General features: G+C 30.5%; 18 protein-coding genes, 1 tRNA gene and 1 riboswitch. Of the genes, 9 read left to right on the forward strand and 10 right to left on the reverse strand.

All coding sequences use genetic code 11. The features are described 5' to 3' along the window. Nucleotides 1–6: 6 nt before the first annotated feature. From Q0662_RS01135 to Q0662_RS01150, 4 genes are read left to right on the forward strand one after another with little or no spacing between them, the layout of a single operon-like run. Nucleotides 7–339 carry an L-rhamnose mutarotase gene (locus tag Q0662_RS01135; protein ID WP_298946221.1) on the forward strand — a complete coding sequence of 111 codons (333 nt, stop codon included), beginning with the start codon at nucleotides 7–9 and terminating at the stop codon, nucleotides 337–339. Between the two features lie 7 nt (nucleotides 340–346). Continuing rightward, the gene (locus tag Q0662_RS01140) at nucleotides 347–1,084 is read left to right on the forward strand and encodes a (Fe-S)-binding protein (protein ID WP_298946223.1); all 738 of its coding nucleotides are present in this window, start codon (nucleotides 347–349) and stop codon (nucleotides 1,082–1,084) included. 6 nt (nucleotides 1,085–1,090) lie between these two features. Continuing rightward, complete coding sequence (locus tag Q0662_RS01145; RefSeq protein WP_298946226.1) at nucleotides 1,091–2,461, forward strand: lactate utilization protein B; 1,371 nt, start codon at nucleotides 1,091–1,093, stop codon at nucleotides 2,459–2,461. Continuing rightward, complete coding sequence (locus Q0662_RS01150; RefSeq protein WP_298946228.1) at nucleotides 2,454–3,038, forward strand: LUD domain-containing protein; 585 nt, start codon at nucleotides 2,454–2,456, stop codon at nucleotides 3,036–3,038. Before Q0662_RS01145 ends, Q0662_RS01150 begins: the two co-directional genes overlap by 8 nt. Before the next feature lie 155 nt (nucleotides 3,039–3,193). On the opposite strand, the gene Q0662_RS01155 is transcribed toward Q0662_RS01150, so the two are convergent. Beyond that, nucleotides 3,194–3,484 (reverse strand): hypothetical protein, encoded by a 291-nt coding sequence (locus Q0662_RS01155; RefSeq protein ID WP_298946230.1) that lies wholly within the window; start codon nucleotides 3,482–3,484, stop codon nucleotides 3,194–3,196. Nucleotides 3,485–3,532: 48 nt separating this feature from the next. Further along, nucleotides 3,533–3,625: riboswitch (SAM-I-IV-variant riboswitch) on the reverse strand. Between the two features lie 978 nt (nucleotides 3,626–4,603). On the opposite strand from Q0662_RS01155, the gene Q0662_RS01160 reads away from it, so the two are divergent. From Q0662_RS01160 to Q0662_RS01170, 3 genes are all read left to right on the forward strand, one after another. After that, entirely contained in the window at nucleotides 4,604–6,313 is a 1,710-nt protein-coding gene (locus Q0662_RS01160) for a BT4734/BF3469 family protein (protein WP_298946232.1), read from the forward strand. Between the two features lie 366 nt (nucleotides 6,314–6,679). Then, entirely contained in the window at nucleotides 6,680–9,796 is a 3,117-nt protein-coding gene (locus Q0662_RS01165; RefSeq protein WP_298946234.1) for a hypothetical protein, read from the forward strand. 574 nt (nucleotides 9,797–10,370) lie between these two features. Further along, nucleotides 10,371–10,508 (forward strand): helix-turn-helix transcriptional regulator, encoded by a 138-nt coding sequence (locus Q0662_RS01170; protein ID WP_298946237.1) that lies wholly within the window; start codon nucleotides 10,371–10,373, stop codon nucleotides 10,506–10,508. 167 nt (nucleotides 10,509–10,675) lie between these two features. Here the strand turns inward: Q0662_RS01170 and Q0662_RS01175 are convergent. From Q0662_RS01175 to Q0662_RS01190, 4 genes are all read right to left on the reverse strand, one after another. Further along, a tRNA-Cys gene (locus Q0662_RS01175) sits at nucleotides 10,676–10,746 on the reverse strand. A 120-nt stretch (nucleotides 10,747–10,866) separates the two neighbouring features. Further along, on the reverse strand, nucleotides 10,867–11,223 hold the full coding sequence (gene folB, locus Q0662_RS01180; protein WP_298946239.1) for a dihydroneopterin aldolase: 357 nt from the start codon (nucleotides 11,221–11,223) through the stop codon (nucleotides 10,867–10,869). Nucleotides 11,224–11,293: 70 nt separating this feature from the next. Then, nucleotides 11,294–11,707, reverse strand: a complete 414-nt coding sequence (locus tag Q0662_RS01185; protein WP_298946242.1) for a DUF2452 domain-containing protein — start codon at nucleotides 11,705–11,707, stop codon at nucleotides 11,294–11,296. Between the two features lie 139 nt (nucleotides 11,708–11,846). Then, nucleotides 11,847–12,062, reverse strand: a complete 216-nt coding sequence (locus tag Q0662_RS01190; protein ID WP_298946244.1) for a zinc ribbon domain-containing protein — start codon at nucleotides 12,060–12,062, stop codon at nucleotides 11,847–11,849. Between the two features lie 273 nt (nucleotides 12,063–12,335). On the opposite strand from Q0662_RS01190, the gene Q0662_RS01195 reads away from it, so the two are divergent. After that, entirely contained in the window at nucleotides 12,336–14,021 is a 1,686-nt protein-coding gene (locus Q0662_RS01195; RefSeq protein WP_298946247.1) for a glutamine--tRNA ligase/YqeY domain fusion protein, read from the forward strand. 201 nt (nucleotides 14,022–14,222) lie between these two features. Here Q0662_RS01195 and Q0662_RS01200 read toward each other — a convergent pair whose 3' ends face one another. From Q0662_RS01200 to Q0662_RS01210, 3 genes are all read right to left on the reverse strand, one after another. After that, on the reverse strand, nucleotides 14,223–15,263 hold the full coding sequence (locus tag Q0662_RS01200; RefSeq protein WP_298946253.1) for an aldo/keto reductase: 1,041 nt from the start codon (nucleotides 15,261–15,263) through the stop codon (nucleotides 14,223–14,225). Between the two features lie 219 nt (nucleotides 15,264–15,482). Beyond that, nucleotides 15,483–16,670: a phosphoglycerate kinase gene (gene pgk, locus Q0662_RS01205; RefSeq protein WP_298946255.1), complete on the reverse strand. Its 1,188-nt coding sequence runs from the start codon at nucleotides 16,668–16,670 to the stop codon at nucleotides 15,483–15,485. Nucleotides 16,671–16,777: 107 nt separating this feature from the next. Next, nucleotides 16,778–17,548, reverse strand: coding sequence for a tryptophan-rich sensory protein (locus Q0662_RS01210; RefSeq protein WP_298946258.1), 771 nt, complete (start codon nucleotides 17,546–17,548; stop codon nucleotides 16,778–16,780). A 65-nt stretch (nucleotides 17,549–17,613) separates the two neighbouring features. Here Q0662_RS01210 and Q0662_RS01215 point away from each other — a divergent pair, with 65 nt between their 5' ends. Further along, nucleotides 17,614–18,756, forward strand: coding sequence for a DNA polymerase III subunit delta' (locus Q0662_RS01215; protein ID WP_298946260.1), 1,143 nt, complete (start codon nucleotides 17,614–17,616; stop codon nucleotides 18,754–18,756). Nucleotides 18,757–18,833: 77 nt separating this feature from the next. Here Q0662_RS01215 and Q0662_RS01220 read toward each other — a convergent pair whose 3' ends face one another. Next, nucleotides 18,834–19,391 carry an MOSC domain-containing protein gene (locus Q0662_RS01220; protein WP_298946262.1) on the reverse strand — a complete coding sequence of 186 codons (558 nt, stop codon included), beginning with the start codon at nucleotides 19,389–19,391 and terminating at the stop codon, nucleotides 18,834–18,836. A 4-nt stretch (nucleotides 19,392–19,395) separates the two neighbouring features. Next, nucleotides 19,396–20,163, reverse strand: coding sequence for an enoyl-CoA hydratase/isomerase family protein (locus tag Q0662_RS01225; protein WP_298946264.1), 768 nt, complete (start codon nucleotides 20,161–20,163; stop codon nucleotides 19,396–19,398). Between the last annotated feature and the right edge of the window lie 68 nt (nucleotides 20,164–20,231).

Consider the following 20,231-nt stretch of genomic DNA (forward strand, 5'->3'; position numbering starts at 1 on the left):
TTGGTTATGAGAAGATATTGCTTTGCTCTAGACCTAATCAACGATTCTAAACTAATTTCAGAATATAAAAAATATCACGAAAAGATATGGCCTGAAATTACAAATAGTATCCAATTAGCAGGAATTGAAAACTTAGATATTTATTTAACTGGCAATAGGTTATTTATGATTATGGAAGTAAATGACTCCTTCTCATTTGAAAAGAAAACTATTATGGATTTAGAAAACCCTAAAGTCCAAGAATGGGAAAATCTTATGTGGAAATATCAGCAAAAATTACCTTTTGCAAAAGAAGGTGAAAAATGGGTGTTAATGGATCAAATTTATAATTTAAAATAACCTCTAAATGAAAGTAGGATTATTCATTCCTTGTTACGTAAATCAATTATACCCACAAGTAGCAATAGCAACTTTAGAGTTATTAGAGAAGCTAAATGTTGATGTATATTATCCATCTACACAAACTTGTTGTGGCCAACCTTTGGGAAATTCAGGATATGAAGATGACTCAAAAGGAGCTTGTCAATTATTTGTTGAAAACTTTAAAGAATACGATTATATCGTTGGTCCTTCTGGAAGTTGTATTTATCATGTTAAAAAACATTTTGACATTTTAGAGCAAACTCCAGATGTTATTAGAGTTAGAAACAATGCTTATGAATTGTGTGAGTTTATCACCAAAATATTAAGAAAAACTAATTTAGGTGCTAAATTTCCGCACAAAGTAGGTTTACATAAAAGTTGCCATGGTTTACGTGGTTTACACTTAGGTTCTTGTTCTGAAAGAATGGATGCACATTTTTCTACTGAAGAAAATTTATTAAATGCTGTTGAAGGACTAGAATTAATGTCTCTAAATAGAAAAGATGAATGTTGTGGTTTTGGAGGCACATTTTCTGTTTTTGAAGAAGCTATTTCAGTAAAAATGGGAAGAGATAGAGTTCAAGATCATTTAGATAGTGATGTTGAAGTAATTACAGGAGCAGATCATTCTTGCTTAATGCATTTAGAAGGTTTAATCAATAGAGAAAACAAACCTCTAAAAGTAATGCATATTGCAGAAATTTTAAACAAAAGTATATAATCAACTATGACTCACGCAGATAAAGCAGCAGAATTTAATAAAAATGAAGCTAAAGTTAATTGGCATGACAAAGCTTTGTGGTATGTTAGAGAAAAGAGAGATAAATCAGCTCATGGTGTTATAGGTTGGGAGCATATTAGAGATGTAGCTTCTGGAATAAAAGCCAATGTTTTATCTAATTTGGATAATTATTTAATTGAATTTGAAAAGAATGCTCTAAATAACGGAATAAAAGTTCATTGGGCTTCTGATGCAAAAGAGCACAATGAAATTGTTTCTAAAATTTTAGCAGATAACAACGCTAAAAAAGTGGTAAAAAGTAAGTCAATGCTTACTGAAGAATGTCATTTAAACCCACATTTAGAAGCGCAAGATATTGAAGTTGTTGATACTGACTTAGGTGAATTTATTGTTCAAATAGCAAAAGAAACACCAAGTCATATTGTTTTACCAGCAATTCATAAAACTAAAGAAGAAGTAGACGATTTATTTCAAGAACATATAGGTACAAAACCAAGTGAAGGAAATCCTGAATATTTAACAAATGAAGCAAGAAAACATTTAAGAAATAAATTTTTAAATGCAGATGCAGCTATAACAGGTGTAAATTTTGCAATCGCAGAAACTGGAGGAATTGTAGTTTGTACAAATGAAGGTAATGCAGATATGGGGTCTCATTTGGCAAAAGTTCATATTGCTTCTATGGGAATTGAAAAAATTATTCCTAAAGAAGAACATTTAGGTATCTTTTTACGCTTGCTAGCGAGAAGTGCAACAGGACAACCTATTACAACGTATTCTTCTCTTTTTAACAAACCTGCAGAAGGAAAAGAAATGCATATTGTTATTGTTGATAATGGAAGAACAGAACAATTAAGTCGTGAAGATTTTAGAGCATCTTTACATTGCATACGTTGTGGAGCTTGTATGAATACTTGCCCAATTTACAGAAGAAGTGGTGGTCATAGTTATGATGCTACCATTCCTGGACCAATTGGTTCAATTTTATCACCAGGAAAAGATTTAACCAAGCATAGTTCTTTACCATTCGCATCTACATTATGTGGGTCTTGTTCTAATGTTTGTCCTGTAAAAATTAATATTCATGAACAGCTCTATAAATGGAGGCAAGTTATAGTTAAAGATGTAAAACAACCTATTGTTAAGAAATCTATTTTAAAAGTTGCAGGTGGTGTTTTAGCCAACCGTAAACTATATAATTTTAGTGGTAGAATGGCTAGGTTTATGCTAAAATATGCTCCAAGATTTATTGTGTATTCTAAATTGAATGCTTGGGGTAAAGCACGAGATTTACCTGAAGTAAAAGGTCAAAATTTTGATCAATGGTATAAAGTTAAAAGAAAAAATAATGGGTAGAGAAGCAATATTAAAATCTGTAAAAGAGAATAAACCAACACTTATTCCTTTACCTATGTTAGATTTAAATAATTTTAAAGAAGACATCAATTTATTAGAAGAATTTAAAGAGAAAGTAAAACTTGTTGGTGGTAGCTTAAAAGAATTATCATCTTCGGAAACTCTTGAAAATGAAATAAAAAAATTATATCCAAATGCAAAAGAAATTGTTGATTGTAGTAATCAATCAACCTCTTTAGCAACCGTAACAATTTCTGAAGGAACAAACCCTAAAGACCTACAAAATATTGATTTGGCTATTATTAAAGGTGAATTTGGTGTTTCTGAAAACGGTTCTGTTTGGATTTCTGAAAATACCTTTCCTATTCGAGTTTTACCTTTTATCACAAATGATTTAGTTATAATTCTTGAAAAAGAAAAACTATGTCTACATATGCATGATGCTTTTAGTTTGATTTCAGAAAGAGAAAGAACATTTGGTGTATTTATTTCTGGACCATCAAAAACTGCTGATATTGAACAATGTTTGGTTGTTGGTGCACAAGGAGCAATGAGCCTTTCAGTATTTCTATTTTAATTTCTAAACTCAACTTCCTGTTGTTTTTTTTTCAATATTTGAAAAGAAGAATAAAGAAATTATAGTTACTATATTTAATTAGACATTATTTTAAGACTATTTAACTAAAATCAAATTTCTTAGAATTATTAGAAAAGTAGATTATAGTTCTGAGTTTAACAATTTAAAATTTGTAACATGGGTCTAAAATTCAACTTTTTTATTGCAAGTCTAGCTCTAATCCAACTAACTAAATGGTTAAAAAAGTCAAGCAAGTTGATTTTAAAAGTTTTAGAACTATTGCTAGAACAATGGCTATACCTTACAGCATTTTTTAATGCTAAAACAAAAATGTTTAGAGCAAAATTATGAGAATTATAAATATAGAATTCTACCTTTTCAGTACTAGGAAGATCTAATTCAGAATTCATTTTAACGCCTTCTTGGGGTGTAAAAACAGTTTTCATAATACATAATTTTAAGGTTATGTATCAGGTAATAAAATATTAAAAGTAGAGGTTCATTTATTTTGACTGAACTGTCCGTATTCTAAACCACCGTGGCTGTTGTGCTCGGTTGGTACGCCTTTTGCGTTCCTGATACTTTACAAAGATACAAGATTTCTTTATTGAAATATTCAAAATTAATATATAAATAACAAGACCCCTTCCTCACTTGTTGCAATATAAAGAATGAATATTCTCTTATGATTTATTCTAATACTCCTTTTCTTAAATATAAAACTTCACTTTGATAGAAATATTTAATTATTTTCAAGCCCTAAATAAACGATACCAAAACCTATTCCTCCCACTTTTTTTTAATCTAAAATAGCTACAACGACTTAATCGGATCTGATCTTTTTATTAGATATTTGAGTGTACCACTTGGCATTTAGTGCATCCTATTATATAACAACAAGTACAAATACCTAACTGGTACATTTATAGAGTTTTAATAAAGCATAGTTTTTACGAAACTATATCTAAATGAATAGAAGGGGTATTTTGTATAAAAAATTGAACAAGAAAGAGCTTTTGATTCGATTAGAGAATAAAGAGAACTATAAGAAAAGATTTTTTATTTTTTTAAACTGAGCCACTTGATTAATGAGTAATTCTAAAGAAACAGCTTAAAAAATGCTTACCACGTTAACCAACTCTTTACCACTAAAATAATCGCTATACCCCTTGATATTGTTGAGGTGTACCACATTACCACGTTTACCACCCCCTATAAGTATAAGTGTTTATTTGATTCAAAAAAGTTTGAACTAAAGTATTTTAGGTTGCTTTCGGTTCCTAAATCATCAATCCAAATGGTTCCATGTTTTTTTTTGATGCAGTCTTGGTTTGCTGTATTTCTGAATTACTTCATAACCTTCTTTTACGAATTCAAACTTAATCATGCTTAAATAATAAGCAAAACCCCAAACAGCGACTTAATCGCACTTGACCTTATATATACTATTTTGAGTGTACCGCTTCTAGACAACCCCTTGTATTATATATAATCAAGGGTATTCTATATGTGGTACATTAAAAGATATCATTTAATCAAATGATTCATTAAAAACAAATTAAATAATGTGTAAGAGTCACTATTACTTTTCAACTCACACAACGAACCCATCAATTTACAAATGGTTAGAAGCCTTCAAAGAATCTAAAAACTTAAGCGAAGAAGGTTTAGACATGCTCAATGTATTGATAGAAGAATATCACAAAAGAAATAAAAATTTAAGTGTAAAGGATTTCTGCTCAACTTTCATAATGAAGTACAAAGAACAACTTAACAAACATATATGTCCGAAGAAATATCACTTAAAAGAATTTCTATACAATTTCATAGGGTACGATCAACAATGGAGAGCTAGCACCCGATCTTTTGGAAAAAACTCAAAATTACTCGCAGATAAAATCACTGAAAAAGACCTTATTGAAGAAATGGTAAATCCGAATAAATCTCTAAAAAAGCTTTTGGATGCTTCAGGAGGAGATCTTTCTGCTGTAAAACCTTTCTTACCTGCTTTAATGATATCACTAAAAACAAATACGAGAGATAAGAGTAAGATACAATTCAAGCATACAGGCGAATTTTGTTTTGATTTCGATAAGTTTAAGGACACTGAAGAAGCAATATTTTGGATGGAGAAAGTCTTTGAAGCCACAGAAAATATTAAACCGTATTTAAGTTTCATTTCTTCTAGAGGAAAGGGTTTTAAACTATTTTGTAAGGTAGATACATCGAGTGAAGATTTTATAAAAGATTTTAAATCTGAAGATCCTGATGTCGTAAAAAAACATCATAAAACTTGGTATGAAGGAGCTAGAAAAGAATTAATAAAAAATTTCCCTCCTCTGGAAGATAAGTTTGATAAATCTACCAATGATTCAACGAGGCTAACTTATATTCCTTTTGTTGCTGATGAGGAAAATAGATTAAAATATAAGCCAAAAAGAATTTCTAATTATGCATCAATTGTGAATCAAGAAAAAGAATTAGCACACCAAAAACTGAAAAATGATATTGCCAAACACCAGAAAGAAATAAATCAAATTATGAAAGAGCAAGGTATTTCTTCTCAAGAAGAAGCCTATTATATCTTTGAAAAAAAGAAAATCATTCCTTTTGATCTAGAGTCAGAAACAGAAAAATTTGAAAAAGTAATTGAATATTTAGAAGAGCTTTCAAATAAAGATTCAGTGGTAGCACGATTTGTTTCTGAACATTTTGATGATTATGGGACACTCCAAAAATTGAGCTGGGTCTTATACGGAGTTTTTGGAGAGCTAGCTATAGATAATCTTCTTAAGTTAGTTCCTGAAGGTTCAAACAAAAAAGATGAAAATCATAACGATTACAGATGGACAGTTCGTTCAAAAGGCGACTATAGTGCTAAAGAATTAAAATCTATGACCCCAGCTCCATTTTATTATATCGTCCGAAAATTAGAAGAGGTTGATGATTTTATATACCAAAACTTTGGAATGTCAACTACTGATAAAACTGAAATTAAACTCTTGAGTGATTATTATGATACTTATGTTAGACATCTAAATCTTGAAGCTGAAGGAAGTGAAAATGCAGATACTTCAGAATTTCTAGATGATATCACAAAATATATCGAAAAGAAAAAAATACGTCTTCCTCTTATAGAAGAACTAGAGACAATTAATCCAGAATTTACATTAGGACCTAATGATTATTTAGACAAAAATGTAATGCATGATCTATTTCAAAATAAATACACAGATAAAAAAATATTCCATTTAAGGAGCCAGTGCGGTAAGTAATAGTGCCGTCTCAAGGTGGGAGCCTTGAGTAATAAAACCTTTGAATTCAGAGAAGACTAAGGGTATAGATATATATCTATTTCTATGTTAATTCTGAGCTAAGTAAATCGTTTAATATTGAAGTGTACCGCTTCTAGACAACCCCTTGTATTATATATAATCAAGAGTGTTCTAGTATCGGTACATGAGATAGAGATTTAAAAGTGCAGAGACTATCCCAATTTGGGAGTACATCAGAAGTCTGGTGGAAGCGGAGGTTGCCTAGAACAGGTAAAGATATAGTCCGATCTTATAGGAAATTATAAGCAGAAAGATATTATATAATTCTTTCGGGAATGAGAGCAAAACGGCTCATTCTGAACATAAATGACTGGAAAAAATAGTATTACAGGTAATTCTAAATTTAAAATGCCTGGAAGAATTCTACTTTGCTCTCCTTATACAAGTATTTTAAATCAAGCTGCCTATGATGCTTGGCATTCAAATGATAATGGCCCCAAATTATTTTCACATTCTAAAATTGAGGAGGTTATAGGTAATTTGAAAAAAACAGACGATGAAACGATTCGTTTTGATTATGAAAAAACATTCAAAGGTAAAAACATACCTAATGACTCTGAACTTGTAATTCACACAACATACAATCAAATATTAAACATATCCTATGAAGAACTTGCTACTCAGGATTACATCACAATTGATGAGTGTCATTCCCTGTCAGATGGAATAGATTACAGAGCAACATTAATTGCTGAGGTTATAAGTTATTTAATTGAATTTGTTAGGAGAAAAGTCGATGCTACAACTAAAATTATATTCATGTCAGGAACACCAAATGTTGAGACTCATGTGTTACAGGATCTACTGCAGGAATATGAACTAGACCATCTTTATCAACGAGTAATTGTAAATAAGAAATATAAAAACCAACCTATAGTTAATATAAGACACCTCGACACAAATAATGGCGAACAAAGGTCCAATGCTGTTATTGAACAAATACACAAGTATTACAAAAGAGGAAGAAAAGTTGTTCATATTTTCAACTATAAAGAAAAAATGGATAAATATGTTAGAGAAATTCAATCAAAGCTTGATGCTAACATTAAAGTAGGTCTTTTCTATTCCGGCTCTAAAGGAGTATGTAGGGATAATATTTTAAAAGGAAAGTTTGGAGATTTTGATGTCATTCTAACAACCACCTATTTTATTAACGGAATTAACATCAATAAAGATGGGATTACTGAGGATGATTTTTTGGCAAGAGAATCTTCTAAACAAGAATATGGTGTTGTAATAGATTTAGGTAAAACCCATACAAAGATTAATGCTAGTGATGCTGTTCAAGCAATTAATAGATTCAGGAATAGAAAATGCTATGCTACAATTTTCTTTCCTAAGTTATTCAGGACTGATCACTATAATACCAACAGAAAGTTTGATTATAATTACGCTGGAAAAATAATTTTGGGTATCAACAAATACAACAATCACCTTCTTTCTGTAAATAAAAATCTCGAAGCGGTTACAAAAGAAGACAAAGAAGTTGATGAGGATATCGCTTTTTTAGATAAAATAAGAAATAACCCTAGTCAAATCAATTATCATGATATTCGTAACTATCAGAAAAAAACTGAAAAGATAAGGGATATTATAAATCGTTTAGAAAAGAAAAAAAGCATTTATGAAGATTGGTTGTGTTCTTTGGATGGTTATCATTTTATGACAACAGATGCCGGTTTCTTATCTGTAATTTTTGAAGGTCATATCAATGAACCATTGCCTGAAATGACTGAAGATCAATTAGCATTAGAAAATCAGGTCATTCGTAATTTTTTAGACAATGACGATGCTTTGTTATTTTTGTCTAATCAAATGGATATAGAGAAGAGGTTTTTGGTGAGAGCTTCTAATGCGATTAAAGATCCTTTCAGTACTAAAATAGGAAATTTCGAAGCTGTTGATATAAAAAATAATAAATTCATTTTTGAAGGAGATTTTCACGTTTCCCACGAAAGTGCGATTAACAAGTTAATTAGAAATCATTTACAATTTACGTATTGGTATGATCCTGATAAAGTTTTGGAAATCTTGAGGTATCTTATAAATCCTGAAGTCAAGCTGCTACCAATAACCACTAATAGTTATCTTAAGAAAATTACAAGTTACCTCAAATCATTCAAGGTCTTTAAAAGCTTCAACTGTATAGATGGAATGAATTACCTTATATTCCTCGATTATTTAGCAGATAAAAATTTAGGTATCATTAAAAAGATATCTCCTACTTATATCTCTTATACAAATACAAATACTGATGTAGATTTTAAAGAGATTTGGGCGCTAATGCAAAAACAAAAGACATCATACTTAATAGAACACTCTCATAATTCTAAAAAAGATTATCTTAAAGAGCATACCAAGAATGATGAACTGATGAAAAAAATGGATCTTGAAAAACTAGACAATCAATTACATAGATTGTCGATCTACAAGCCTTTAAAGTATGCTAAAACTGGCGACATTAAATCTTATGAAAACATAACCATTCCACGAATTCTGAGGAGTGATAAAATGATATTGGCATTAAATGATTATGAATATGACGTTGAAGAACCAGAGAATTGCACCTATGACGAGAGTAAGATAGAATTTGAGAGTGTTTGGAAAAGACTAAGCATAAGACTTGAAACCTACCTCAACAGTGAATTACGAGCTAATCATATTCACTTAAATACAATCTACAACACACTAAAGGATTTTATAGACGAAAAAAACTTTCAAAAATTAAGTAATTACATCAATACGCTGTTGAGTGATTCTAAAAAGAATGCTCTTCCAGTTGTGACAGAGGTAATTCAAAAACTAAAGAAAGATTTAAAAACAATAAATACCTTTTTACTGACTGCATGTAAGGCAGTTGATTACAATACCTATAAAAACTTAAAACATAAAATACCTATGAAATTTATAACTCAGACCTTATTTTGTGAGGAAGATTTTCAATTAGCAACTATTAACAAGAGATTTAAAGCTAATTTAAAAAAGATCAACCAATATGATGTGTATAATAGTTTATTCAAAAATTCTAAAAGATATAAAAACTCAACAAGGTTAAGTGTTCATACTCCTAAAGGAAGAGTTACCATTAATTCTGCTAATCCTGAAACCGCAAAAATTTCAAGACCTGTTTATCTAGTTTTAGATGATACCGGAAAACTTATTTATGCTGATTTTTCCACAAAAGAAACCTGTAGCTTTTTATGCTCTTATGCCTATAGTAACAATAGTTTTGAGATGAAGGATGGTAGCATCCCTACTAAAATTTACAACAAAGGAATATATAATCCTAGTACATTTCTAAATGATTATTTTGCGAATAGTTCTGATAGTAAGACCATAAGTAATTATAATATCAAAGTCTATTATGTGAACCTTCTAGATTATAGAAAATTTGCCGATGCTAAAAAGAGAAAAAAGAAATAAGAATTGATCTTACTCTTAAATAAACAAACCAACCCAATATGGGTTGGTTTTCTTCTTTGATGCTAATCTCCTTTTTTCTTTGTGATCCAGAGAATAATTAACTGGCATCCATCTTTGATCATTTTGATAATCAGGTCATTTGCATCTTCTTTTTTATCCATAATTTATATATTTTATATTACAGATATAAGGTTCTGTGGAGGTATTATGGGCCGATTTTAAAATTATTTTAATAAAAACGAAAAAGTACTTTTTTACTCCAATTCCTTTACCCACCCATATCAAAATGCATTTTTTAATACTAACCCATTTAGTATTAAAGTCAACATAAAATATACACAAATGAAGAAATTGAAATAAGCATGTCAAATGTTAGGGTATATTTTACTTTCTTTAAAATCAAAAAACTAGTTATAAACCTCATCAGAAAGAAGCTTGAGAAAAAAGTAAAATATATTTTAGATAAGGGGTTGATGAGGTTTTCATTTTCATACAATAATATTGATTTAAAATCTCTTGTGATTCCACAAGTTTTACAAATCACATTATACTTTTCTTGGTAAAAACAAGGAACTTGGAAATTATAAAAAAAGATCGTCAATATCTATATAAAATAGAAAAAGGATTAGTAACACCAAATATATCTACAATTACAATCTTAGCAAAAGCAATGGAAATTTCATTAAAAGATTTTTTTGATGTTGAAAATTAATTAGATTAGTATATCTAAATAAGTTAATTAGTTTTTTACATCTTAAATGTCTAAAATTCTTTAAAAGAAAAATAAGATCTTTTATTAATGTGGGTAAAATCGTGGGTAAAAAATAAAACAAAAAACCCTTAACCAATTCAAAGTTAAGGATTTGTAAAAAATAATTGAGGTGTCTAGCGGATTCGAACCGCTGTACATGGTTTTGCAAACCATTGCCTAGCCACTCGGCCAAGACACCTTAAAATTGCTCGAAGATTTTACTTCGATTCCTAAAACAGTCATTCTTGTAAAAACAAGAATCTTAATTTAGGATTGCAAATTTACGTAAATTTATAAATTTTACAAGATTTTATTTTGCTTATCTCTTTTTTGTAAGAATTACAGCAACTTCTTCTACATTACCACCTATTGGCGGATTTATTTTTGCTACTGAAACCGTTGCTTTTCTAAGCATTTTAATTTCTTTAAAAAAACGATTTAAAATACGTTGTGCAACTTCTTCTAATAACTTAGAACGAATGGCCATTTCTTCTTTTACAATATGATTTAAATGAACATAATCTACTGTGTCTGCTAAATTATCTGTTTTAGCAGATTTTTTTAAGTCTGCTTTTACTGTAACATCTACTCTGTATTCTGATCCTATTTTGGCTTCTTCATCTAAACAACCATGGTATGCATAGAGTTTAATGTTATTTACTTGTATAGTTCCCATTTTGATATTTTTAGACCACTGGTACTTGTCCTGTATTAATTTTAGTTCTTAAACCTGTGAAATCTTGTAATTATTTATCTACTTTTTCCCACATTTTGTCTGTATTTAGTCTGAATGTGCCTAAATACTCAAAATTACATTGTTCTGGTGCAATAATAGATAAAAAAGGTTCTTTGTTTTTGTTATGGTATAAATGATAGTTTTCACCAAAAACTGGCTCGAAACTAAATTTTGCATTGTAAATTAAATCATTATACTCAAACTTTTGCATTAAAGCTTCGTATTCTTTTTTAACCTCGTCAAATTTAGATTTTAGTTGTTTGTTTACACGTTGTATACCATCGTTTTTCCAACTTGCTGTATTTAACGGTTTAATTACTGGCGAACTTGCAGAAGTACCATAAGGTTTTAAAGCAGCGTCATACTGCTTTGTTTCTTCGTTAAAAACAACCAAATCTGGTTTTTTTGCATCGTCTTTTTTCATTGTTTCAAAAATACGATATTAAATAGTTAGGATTATTATTTTGTTAAAATTTTAACGGGTAATATTTAAAAGCTCTTCACAAAGTAGAGTTTATAAACGAATGAAAAGAAAAACTATTAATAATAAATGAAAATAGGAATTAATTCGTAAAAAAGTCGAACACGTTGCTTATTGCACTTGTTTTGGTTTTGTAAAACTCGGTATATGTACAGCGCTCACAAGTTACGCTTGTAAATTTTTGGTTTTGGATATCGAAAATTTTTGATAATGTACCACCTGTTGCACGCATTTGACCTAATTTATAGTGTTTTGACTGGCATTTTGGGCAGGTGTAGTTTCTAATTTGATTGCTCATACTTTTGTTTGTTTCACTAATTAGTAATTATTTTTTGATTTTGTTACAATTTAAGAAGAAAAACTAACTTTTATAGACTAGCTGCGTTAGGGATTGCAATGGCATCCTTTTTATGCTAAACTTAATTCAGCAGCTATTAAATAGCAAAAAATAAGTATTTAAAAAGCAAACTGATAAAATAAATTCTGCATAAAAAGATATAATGGAAAGCCCGTTTAAACGCCCAAAAAACAATTATTATTATGTAATTTTGCATTTCAATTTATTTACAATATGTCTGAAGATAAAAAGTCGCTCAATTTTATAGAGCATATTATAGAGGAAGATTTGGCAAATGGAATGCCAAAAGAAAACTTACGTTTTCGTTTTCCACCAGAACCAAATGGATATTTGCACATTGGGCACACCAAAGCAATTGGCATTAGTTTTGGTTTAGGACAAAAATATAATGCGCCTGTAAATTTACGTTTCGATGATACAAACCCTGCAAAAGAGGAGCAAGAATATGTAGATGCAATTATGAATGATATTGCTTGGTTGGGTTACAATTGGGCACAAGAGTGTTATTCTTCCGACTATTTTCAGCAATTGTATGATTGGGCAATTTTATTGATTAAAGATGGAAAGGCGTATGTAGATAGCCAAACGTCTGAAGAGATGCGTGTGCAAAAAGGAACCCCTACTGAGGCTGGAACTAACAGCCCTTTTAGAGATAGATCTGTAGCAGAAAACTTGGAGTTATTTCAAGAAATGAAAGATGGTAAGTTTAATGAAGGTGAGCATACATTGCGTGCAAAGATTGATATGAGTTCGCCAAATATGTTAATGCGTGATCCTTTGATGTACAGAATTATGTACAAAAAGCATCATAGAACTGGTGATGATTGGTGTATTTACCCAATGTACGATTGGACACATGGTGAGAGTGATTATATTGAGCAAATATCGCATTCTTTGTGTTCTTTAGAGTTTAAACCTCATAGAGAATTGTATAATTGGTTTAGAGATCATATATACGAATACAGTTCATCTAATTTTCCTTTACCACCAAAACAACGCGAGTTTTCTCGTTTGAATTTGAGTTATACCATAATGAGTAAACGTAAGTTGCTAACTTTGGTTGAAAAAAATATTGTTTCTGGTTGGGATGACCCAAGAATGCCTACTATTTCTGGTTTACGTAGACGTGGTTACACACCTGCATCTATTAGAAGTTTTATAGAAACTGTTGGAGTTTCTAAGCGTGAAAATGTTATTGATGTGGCTCTTTTAGAATTTAAAATTCGTGAAGATTTAAACAAAAATGCACCAAGAGTAATGGCTGTTTTAGACCCTGTAAAGGTGGTAATTACCAATTATCCAGAAGATAAAACAGAGCTTTTAGATGCTAGTTATAACGATTATGAAGAAGGCTTTGGCAGCAGAGAAGTGCCTTTTTCTAGAGAAATTTATATAGAAAGAGAAGATTTTAGAGAGCAAGCAAATAAGAAGTTTTTCCGTTTAAAATTAGGGAAAGAAGTGCGTTTAAAAAACGCGTATTTTATTACTGCCAATAGCTGTACTAAAGATGCTGATGGAAATATTACAGAAATACAATGTACGTATGATCCTTTAACAAAATCTGGCAGTGGCACAAAAGAAAGTAAACGAAAAGTAAAAGGTACTTTGCATTGGGTTTCTGTAAAACACGCTGTAAAAGCAACAGTAAGAGCTTATGATAGATTGTTTTTAGATGAAGCACCAGATGCCCATAAAGACAAAGATTTTATGGAGTTTTTAAATCCGAATTCTTTAGAAATTATCAATGCTTTTGTAGAACCAAGTTTACAATCTGCAAAGGTTGGAGAGCGTTTTCAATTTCAACGTTTAGGGTATTTTAATGTAGATGATGACTCAACAAGTGAGAATTTAGTATTCAACAAAACGGTTGGATTGCGAGATTCTTGGGGAGGAAAATAATTTTTTTAGAATAGAGAAATCTCTGGTAAAGTTATAGGTGGAAGGTTTGTTTCGAGTTCTATTAAGTTGATAGATTCTGAAAAAGAGTAAAAATAGTATATTATAGATTCCTGCCTTCGCAGGAATGACAAAAAAATCCGAAGTTTGTTGACTTCGGATTTTTTATGCTATAAATTCAGGGTAGAAAATCAATCTAGTTAATTACGGCGCAGGATTAGGGTTTGTGTTATGAACTGCGTTTATTTCTTTAATTATTTCATCAGATAAGTCAATATCTATAGAGTTGATGTTTTCTTTTAATTGACTCATTTTTGTAGCGCCAATAATATTACTTGTTACAAATGGTAATTGATTGATAAATGCCAACGACAATTCTGTTAATGTTAGTCCGTTTTTCTTAGCAATTTCGTTATACTGTTTTACTGCATTTTCTGGATTTGCACCCATATAACGTGCAATAAATCTTGGAAAAAGATTACCTCTAGAACCTTCTGGACTGCCACCGTCTAAATACTTACCTGTTAAAACACCTTGAGCTAATGGAGAATAAGCTAACAAACCAATATTTTCTCTTAAACAAACTTCAGAAGAACCTGTTTCAAACTTTCTTAAAATTAAAGAATAGGCATTTTGGATAGTTACCGGTTGTGCTAAATTTAAGTTTCTAGCAGTTTCCATGTATTTCATCATTCCCCAAGGTGTCTCGTTAGACAAACCATAACTTTTAATTTTTCCTTGTTTTATTAAATCGTTTAAAGTTTCTATAATTCCAGCAAAATCTTCTGCCTTATTTTTGGCATTATCTGTAATAAAGTCTCTGGTTCCAAAAACGTTTACACCTCTATTTGGCCAATGCAGTTGGTATACATCTATATAATCTGTTTGTAAGCGTTTTAAACTGCCTTCAATGGCTTCTAAAATGTTTTCTTTTGTAATTCCTCCTTTTCTTATGTGTGCTGTGTAGTCTCCTCCACCAGCAATTTTAGTTGCTAAAACTACTTTTTCTCTGTTGCCTGTTTTTGCAAACCAATTACCAATAATACGTTCTGTATCTGCGTAGGTTTCTGGAGTTGCTGGAACAGGATATAATTCTGCTACATCAAAAAAGTTTACACCTTGTTCTAAGGCATAATCCATTTGTTCAAAAGCTTCTTCTTGTGTGTTTTGGTTTCCCCAAGTCATAGTTCCTAAACAGATCTTACTAACTTTTATATTGGTATTTGGTAAGTATGTGTATTTCATATTTTAATTTGTAAACGTGTAAGTGTTTATTTGTATAAATGTTCAAAACTTAAAAACAAAACTATAACTTATAGCTCTTAAAAACAATAAGCGCATAATTATAAAAATTATACGCTTATAGGAATATGTTATAATTGAACTTTTAAAAGCTCACTTTAATGTTAAAATTGTTTTGTTTTCAATTTAGGTTTAAAAACTAAGCAAAATCAACTATTATAATTATTTCTGAATCGCTTCTATACCAGGTAAAGTTTTACCTTCTAACATTTCTAACATAGCACCACCGCCTGTAGAAACATAGCTTACTTTGTCTGCAAAACCAAATTGTTTAACGGCCGCCACAGAATCGCCACCACCTACTAATGAAAAAGCCCCATTTTTAGTTGCATTGTCTATAGAATGACCTAAAGCAATTGTACCTGCAGCAAAAGATTCCATTTCAAAAACACCTAAAGGACCATTCCATAAAATGGTTTTAGATTTGTTTACAATTCCATCAAAAATTTCTCTTGATTTTGGTCCAGCATCTACACCTTCCCATCCATCAGGTATTGCATTTATATCGCAAACTTGCGTATTTGCATCGTTAGAAAAATCATCAGCAGCAACTACATCTACAGGAATATGAACTTGAACTCCTTTTGCTTTTGCCTGCTTTAAAATATCTAACGCTAATTCTTGTTTATCGTCTTCGCAAATAGAATTACCAATTTTACCACCTTGTGCTTTTATAAAAGTAAAACTCATACCACCACCAATAATTAAATGGTCTACTTTGTCTAAAATATTTTCGATAACTGTAATTTTAGATGATACTTTTGCACCTCCTAAAATGGCCAATACGGGTTTTTCTGAATTGTTTAATACCTTATCTATACTTTCTATTTCTCTTGCTAATAGGTTACCAAAACACTTATTTTCTTGAAAAAATTGTGCAATAATTGTGGTTGATGCATGTGCTCTGTGAGCTGTACCAAAAGCATCGTTTACATAAATGTCTCCTAATTTAGATAATTTTTCTGCAAACCCAACGTCACCCTTTTTTTCTTCTTCATAAAAACGAAGATTTTCTAATAATAAAATTTCACCAGGTTCTAAACTAGCAACGGCTTCTTCCACTTTACTACCTATACAATCTTCTACAAATTTTACATTGCAACCAATAATGTTTACAACAGATTTAACAATGTGTTTTAAAGAAAATGCTTCTTCAAAGCCTTTTGGACGGCCTAAATGGGACATTAAAACACAGCTTCCACCTTGTTCTAAAATATCAATTATTGTAGATTTTGCAGCTTGTATTCTCGTAGTATCTGTTACTTCAAATTTATCATTTAAAGGCACATTAAAATCTACACGAATAATTGCTTTTTTATTTTCGAAATTAAAATCTTTTAGTATTTTCATTTTTTGGTTCTTCTATTTTTAACAAAAATACCGATTTCTTTAGGTTTTAGAAAACCCAATGCTTAAAAGTTAAGATAACGTTTGCGTAATTTTAAATGCTGATAGTATTAATCATTCTTTAATTTTCTATTTTTTAAGTATCTGAAAACTGTATAAATAATTAAAATTGCTCCACCCATATAAGCAAATTTATCTATCAAATAGGGTTTTGACTGGTTGGCAACTGCTATTGCAATTAGTGCCCAAGCCCCTATCAATGCAAACCCAAAAAGGTTTCTGTTTTTTACCATTTTTAGATTTAGCCAGGTTGCAATTAGTATCATAATAATGGTCCATAATTGAGGTTGTATACCGAAACCATTCCAATTTATTTTTACTAAATAAGAAGAAACATTGGCGATACTTGCTACAGCTACCCAACCACTATATATTATAAAAGGAAGCACTAAAAATAATAATGTCGTTTTTGAAACTTTTGTTAATTGCATTTGATTTGCCAGTACAATTTTTAATAATGAAAAAAGTAACATGAAAATAAAAACACAAGAAAGCCCTGTATATTCATAAATCCAAGCAAAAACCCAAGCACTATTTACAACACAAGAAACAATAAACCAAGGGCCTATTTTTAATATAAAATCATCATTTTTAACTTTGACAAATAAACTTCTACCTTGATACATTATAAAACCTAAAAGAGATAAATAAATGAATCCCCAAATAGAAAAAGCGTAACCTGCTGGTGTAAAAAGAGAATTTAAATTTCTAGATATTTTACCAATAGTTGTATGGTTTAATGCGCCTGTGTTTGATAAGTAATTTACAAAAACTGTAGCTGTAAATGCTATGCTATTTCCAATTTGATATACTTTTTTCATATGGTTAAATTAGTATTTAAAAGTACAAAATTCGAAATACGTTTAGGAAAAACTTATATTTGTGCATGCTTTTCAACCAAATTATAGGTCAAGAACATATAAAAAACCATCTAAAAGTTTCTGCCGAAAATGGCAGAATACCACACGCACAATTGTTTGTAGGTAAAGAAGGTAGTGGTACTTTACCAATGGCAATTGCTTATGCACAATTTTTGTTGTGTAGCTTTTCTGAAAATACAGAGGTTTGTAACTTAAAATGCGAAAAATTACAGCATCCAGATTTGCATTTTTCTTTTCCAGTTACAACAAATGACAACCTAAAAAAACATCCTGTAAGTAATTTGTTTTTAGAAGATTGGCGTAACTTTATTGCAGAACAACCTTATGCTAGTTTGTTTAATTGGCTACAATATATTGGCGTAGAAAATAAGCAAGGTAATATTGGTGTAGATGAAGCAGAAGATATTGTAAAAAAACTACAATTAAAGTCTTACGAAGGTGGGTTTAAAGTGATGATTATTTGGATGGCAGAAAAAATGAATATTGCTGCTGCCAATAAACTTTTAAAGCTAATTGAAGAGCCACCAAATAAAACAGTTTTTATTTTAGTTACAGAAAATGAAGAGCAAATCATCAACACCATAAAGTCGCGTTGTCAGGCATTACATTTTCCTGTTTTGGCAGAACAAGATATTGCAAAAGCATTAACGGAAAGAGAAAATTGTGCTGAAAATGAGGCTGCAAAAATTGCACATCAAGCAGAGGGTAATTATAACAAAGCCCTTCATTTAATGCGCAACGATTCTTCTGATTTGATTTTTGAAGAATGGTTTATAGCTTGGATTAGAACCGCTTTTAGGGCCAAAGGAAATGCTGCTGTTGTGCAGCAACTAGTTTCTTGGTCGGAAACCATTGCAAAAACAGGACGTGAAACTCAAAAACGTTTTTTAGAATATTGTTTGCAGTTTTTTAGACAAGCATTGTTGTTAAATTACAAATCTGAGAAGTTGGTCTTTATGGAAACAAAAACGGGTTTCGATTTGTCTAAATTTGCACCTTTTGTGCATGCTGGGAATATTTTAAATATCGAGAAGGAGTTAAATGATGCTATGTATCATATAGAAAGAAATGGAAACGCAAAAATTATTTTATTAGATCTTTCTATGAAATTAACGCGTTTTTTACATCAAAAAGAAGAGCAGGTTTAGATTAAAAAAGTTCTCGATACAATTTTTGATTTCGTTTTCACTTCATCAAAAATTACTCGAACTGACAAACTCATAAATCATATCTTTTTCTCAACACGTTTGGCAACATACAAATCTGCAATGGTAGGGTTTTCTGGGCAAGATTTTATTGGTTCAAAAACATCACCAGCTTTTACAAATCCTGTTTGTAAGACTTTAAAATACACACCACAAAAAGTGGTATTCCAAAATTGTTTTACAATTTTCATATCGTTAAAACGGATGCCTAATTTATAACAGGGATTTCTTTGCACTGTAGCTTCTAAAATAGCAGTACCCACTTTAAAAGTATCTCCTTGATGAATTTTGGTTTCGTCTAAATCATCAATAGTTAAATTTTCTCCAAACATACCATTTTGCCAATCTAAATCTGGATAATTTGGTTTAAAAAAGCTGTAGTGTTTTAAAGAATAACCATAAATGGCTTGTAATATGCCTCCATGATGTTTTCTATCAGAAATTTCATCACCCATTACTTCTTCTATATCTAAAAAAATAGGTTTGTTTACTGGAAATTTAAAAATACCTGTAGTTACTTTTTTGCCTTTCCAATTTACTTCTTTGGGTTCTCCAATATTTGTTGAAATTATTTTCAAAAATCTATTTTTTAAATTTTGTCAATGCTTTTTTTGTAAAATCAGACAATACTAACTCACCAGAAATTGCGGCTCTTTCTACTAATAAAGTATTCCAATTTTCGGTTCCTTTCCACAAAGCTTTTTTCATTTCTGATAAAGCATCAGGATTGTAAGAAGCTAAATTTTGTGCAAGTAAATCTACTTCTTCATCTAATTCTTTTACATTTTCAAAAACTTTGGCGTACAGGCCTTTTTCTTTAGCCCAATAAGCATTTTTCCAACTGGTGGCATCTAACGTAAGTTCTGCTGTACCAGCAACACCTATTTTTCTAGAAACCGCAGGTTCTATAACAAAAGGACCAATACCAATGGTAAATTCTGATAATTTTATAGCAGCATGTTCTGTTGCTAAAACATAATCGCAAGCTGCTGCTAACCCAACTCCACCACCAACTGTTTTACCTTGAATTCTTGCTATTACCAATTTACCACAAGTTCTTATGGCATTTATTACGTTTGCAAAACCTGCAAAAAATTGTTTGCCTTCTTCTAAATTAGAAATGGCTACCAATTCATCAAAAGAAGCACCAGCACAAAAAGCTCTTTCGCCTTCCGATTTTAAAACAATTACAGCAACATCATCATTATTACCAACAGTAAATAACTCTTGGGTGAGTCTTTCTAACAGTTCACTTGGAAAAGAATTACTAGCTGGATGCCCAAACTCTATAGTTGCAATATTAGTTTGAATGTTGGTGTATAAACTTCCGTTTTGTCTTGTGGTGGTCATAAACGTATCTTTTTGTAAAAATATGATTTAATTCTTAATAGTTCTTGATACATTTTTCTTCATACCTC

It is taken from the genome of uncultured Polaribacter sp., assembly GCF_947503855.1.
In the GTDB taxonomy this organism is placed as follows: Bacteria; Bacteroidota; Bacteroidia; order Flavobacteriales; family Flavobacteriaceae; genus Polaribacter.

Coding starts and splice junctions, on each gene's coding strand:
- Q0662_RS01140 (WP_298946223.1), top strand. CDS start 347: ATGAAAGTAGGATTATTCATTCCTTGTTACGTAAATCAATTATACCCA.
- Q0662_RS01135 (WP_298946221.1), top strand. CDS start 7: ATGAGAAGATATTGCTTTGCTCTAGACCTAATCAACGATTCTAAACTA.
- Q0662_RS01190 (WP_298946244.1), bottom strand. CDS start 12,062: ATGAGCAATCAAATTAGAAACTACACCTGCCCAAAATGCCAGTCAAAA.
- Q0662_RS01145 (WP_298946226.1), top strand. CDS start 1,091: ATGACTCACGCAGATAAAGCAGCAGAATTTAATAAAAATGAAGCTAAA.
- Q0662_RS01195 (WP_298946247.1), top strand. CDS start 12,336: ATGTCTGAAGATAAAAAGTCGCTCAATTTTATAGAGCATATTATAGAG.
- Q0662_RS01185 (WP_298946242.1), bottom strand. CDS start 11,707: ATGAAAAAAGACGATGCAAAAAAACCAGATTTGGTTGTTTTTAACGAA.
- pgk (WP_298946255.1), bottom strand. CDS start 16,670: ATGAAAATACTAAAAGATTTTAATTTCGAAAATAAAAAAGCAATTATT.
- folB (WP_298946239.1), bottom strand. CDS start 11,223: ATGGGAACTATACAAGTAAATAACATTAAACTCTATGCATACCATGGT.
- Q0662_RS01210 (WP_298946258.1), bottom strand. CDS start 17,548: ATGAAAAAAGTATATCAAATTGGAAATAGCATAGCATTTACAGCTACA.
- Q0662_RS01215 (WP_298946260.1), top strand. CDS start 17,614: ATGCTTTTCAACCAAATTATAGGTCAAGAACATATAAAAAACCATCTA.
- Q0662_RS01150 (WP_298946228.1), top strand. CDS start 2,454: ATGGGTAGAGAAGCAATATTAAAATCTGTAAAAGAGAATAAACCAACA.
- Q0662_RS01200 (WP_298946253.1), bottom strand. CDS start 15,263: ATGAAATACACATACTTACCAAATACCAATATAAAAGTTAGTAAGATC.
- Q0662_RS01155 (WP_298946230.1), bottom strand. CDS start 3,484: ATGAAAACTGTTTTTACACCCCAAGAAGGCGTTAAAATGAATTCTGAA.
- Q0662_RS01165 (WP_298946234.1), top strand. CDS start 6,680: ATGACTGGAAAAAATAGTATTACAGGTAATTCTAAATTTAAAATGCCT.
- Q0662_RS01225 (WP_298946264.1), bottom strand. CDS start 20,163: ATGACCACCACAAGACAAAACGGAAGTTTATACACCAACATTCAAACT.
- Q0662_RS01160 (WP_298946232.1), top strand. CDS start 4,604: ATGTGTAAGAGTCACTATTACTTTTCAACTCACACAACGAACCCATCA.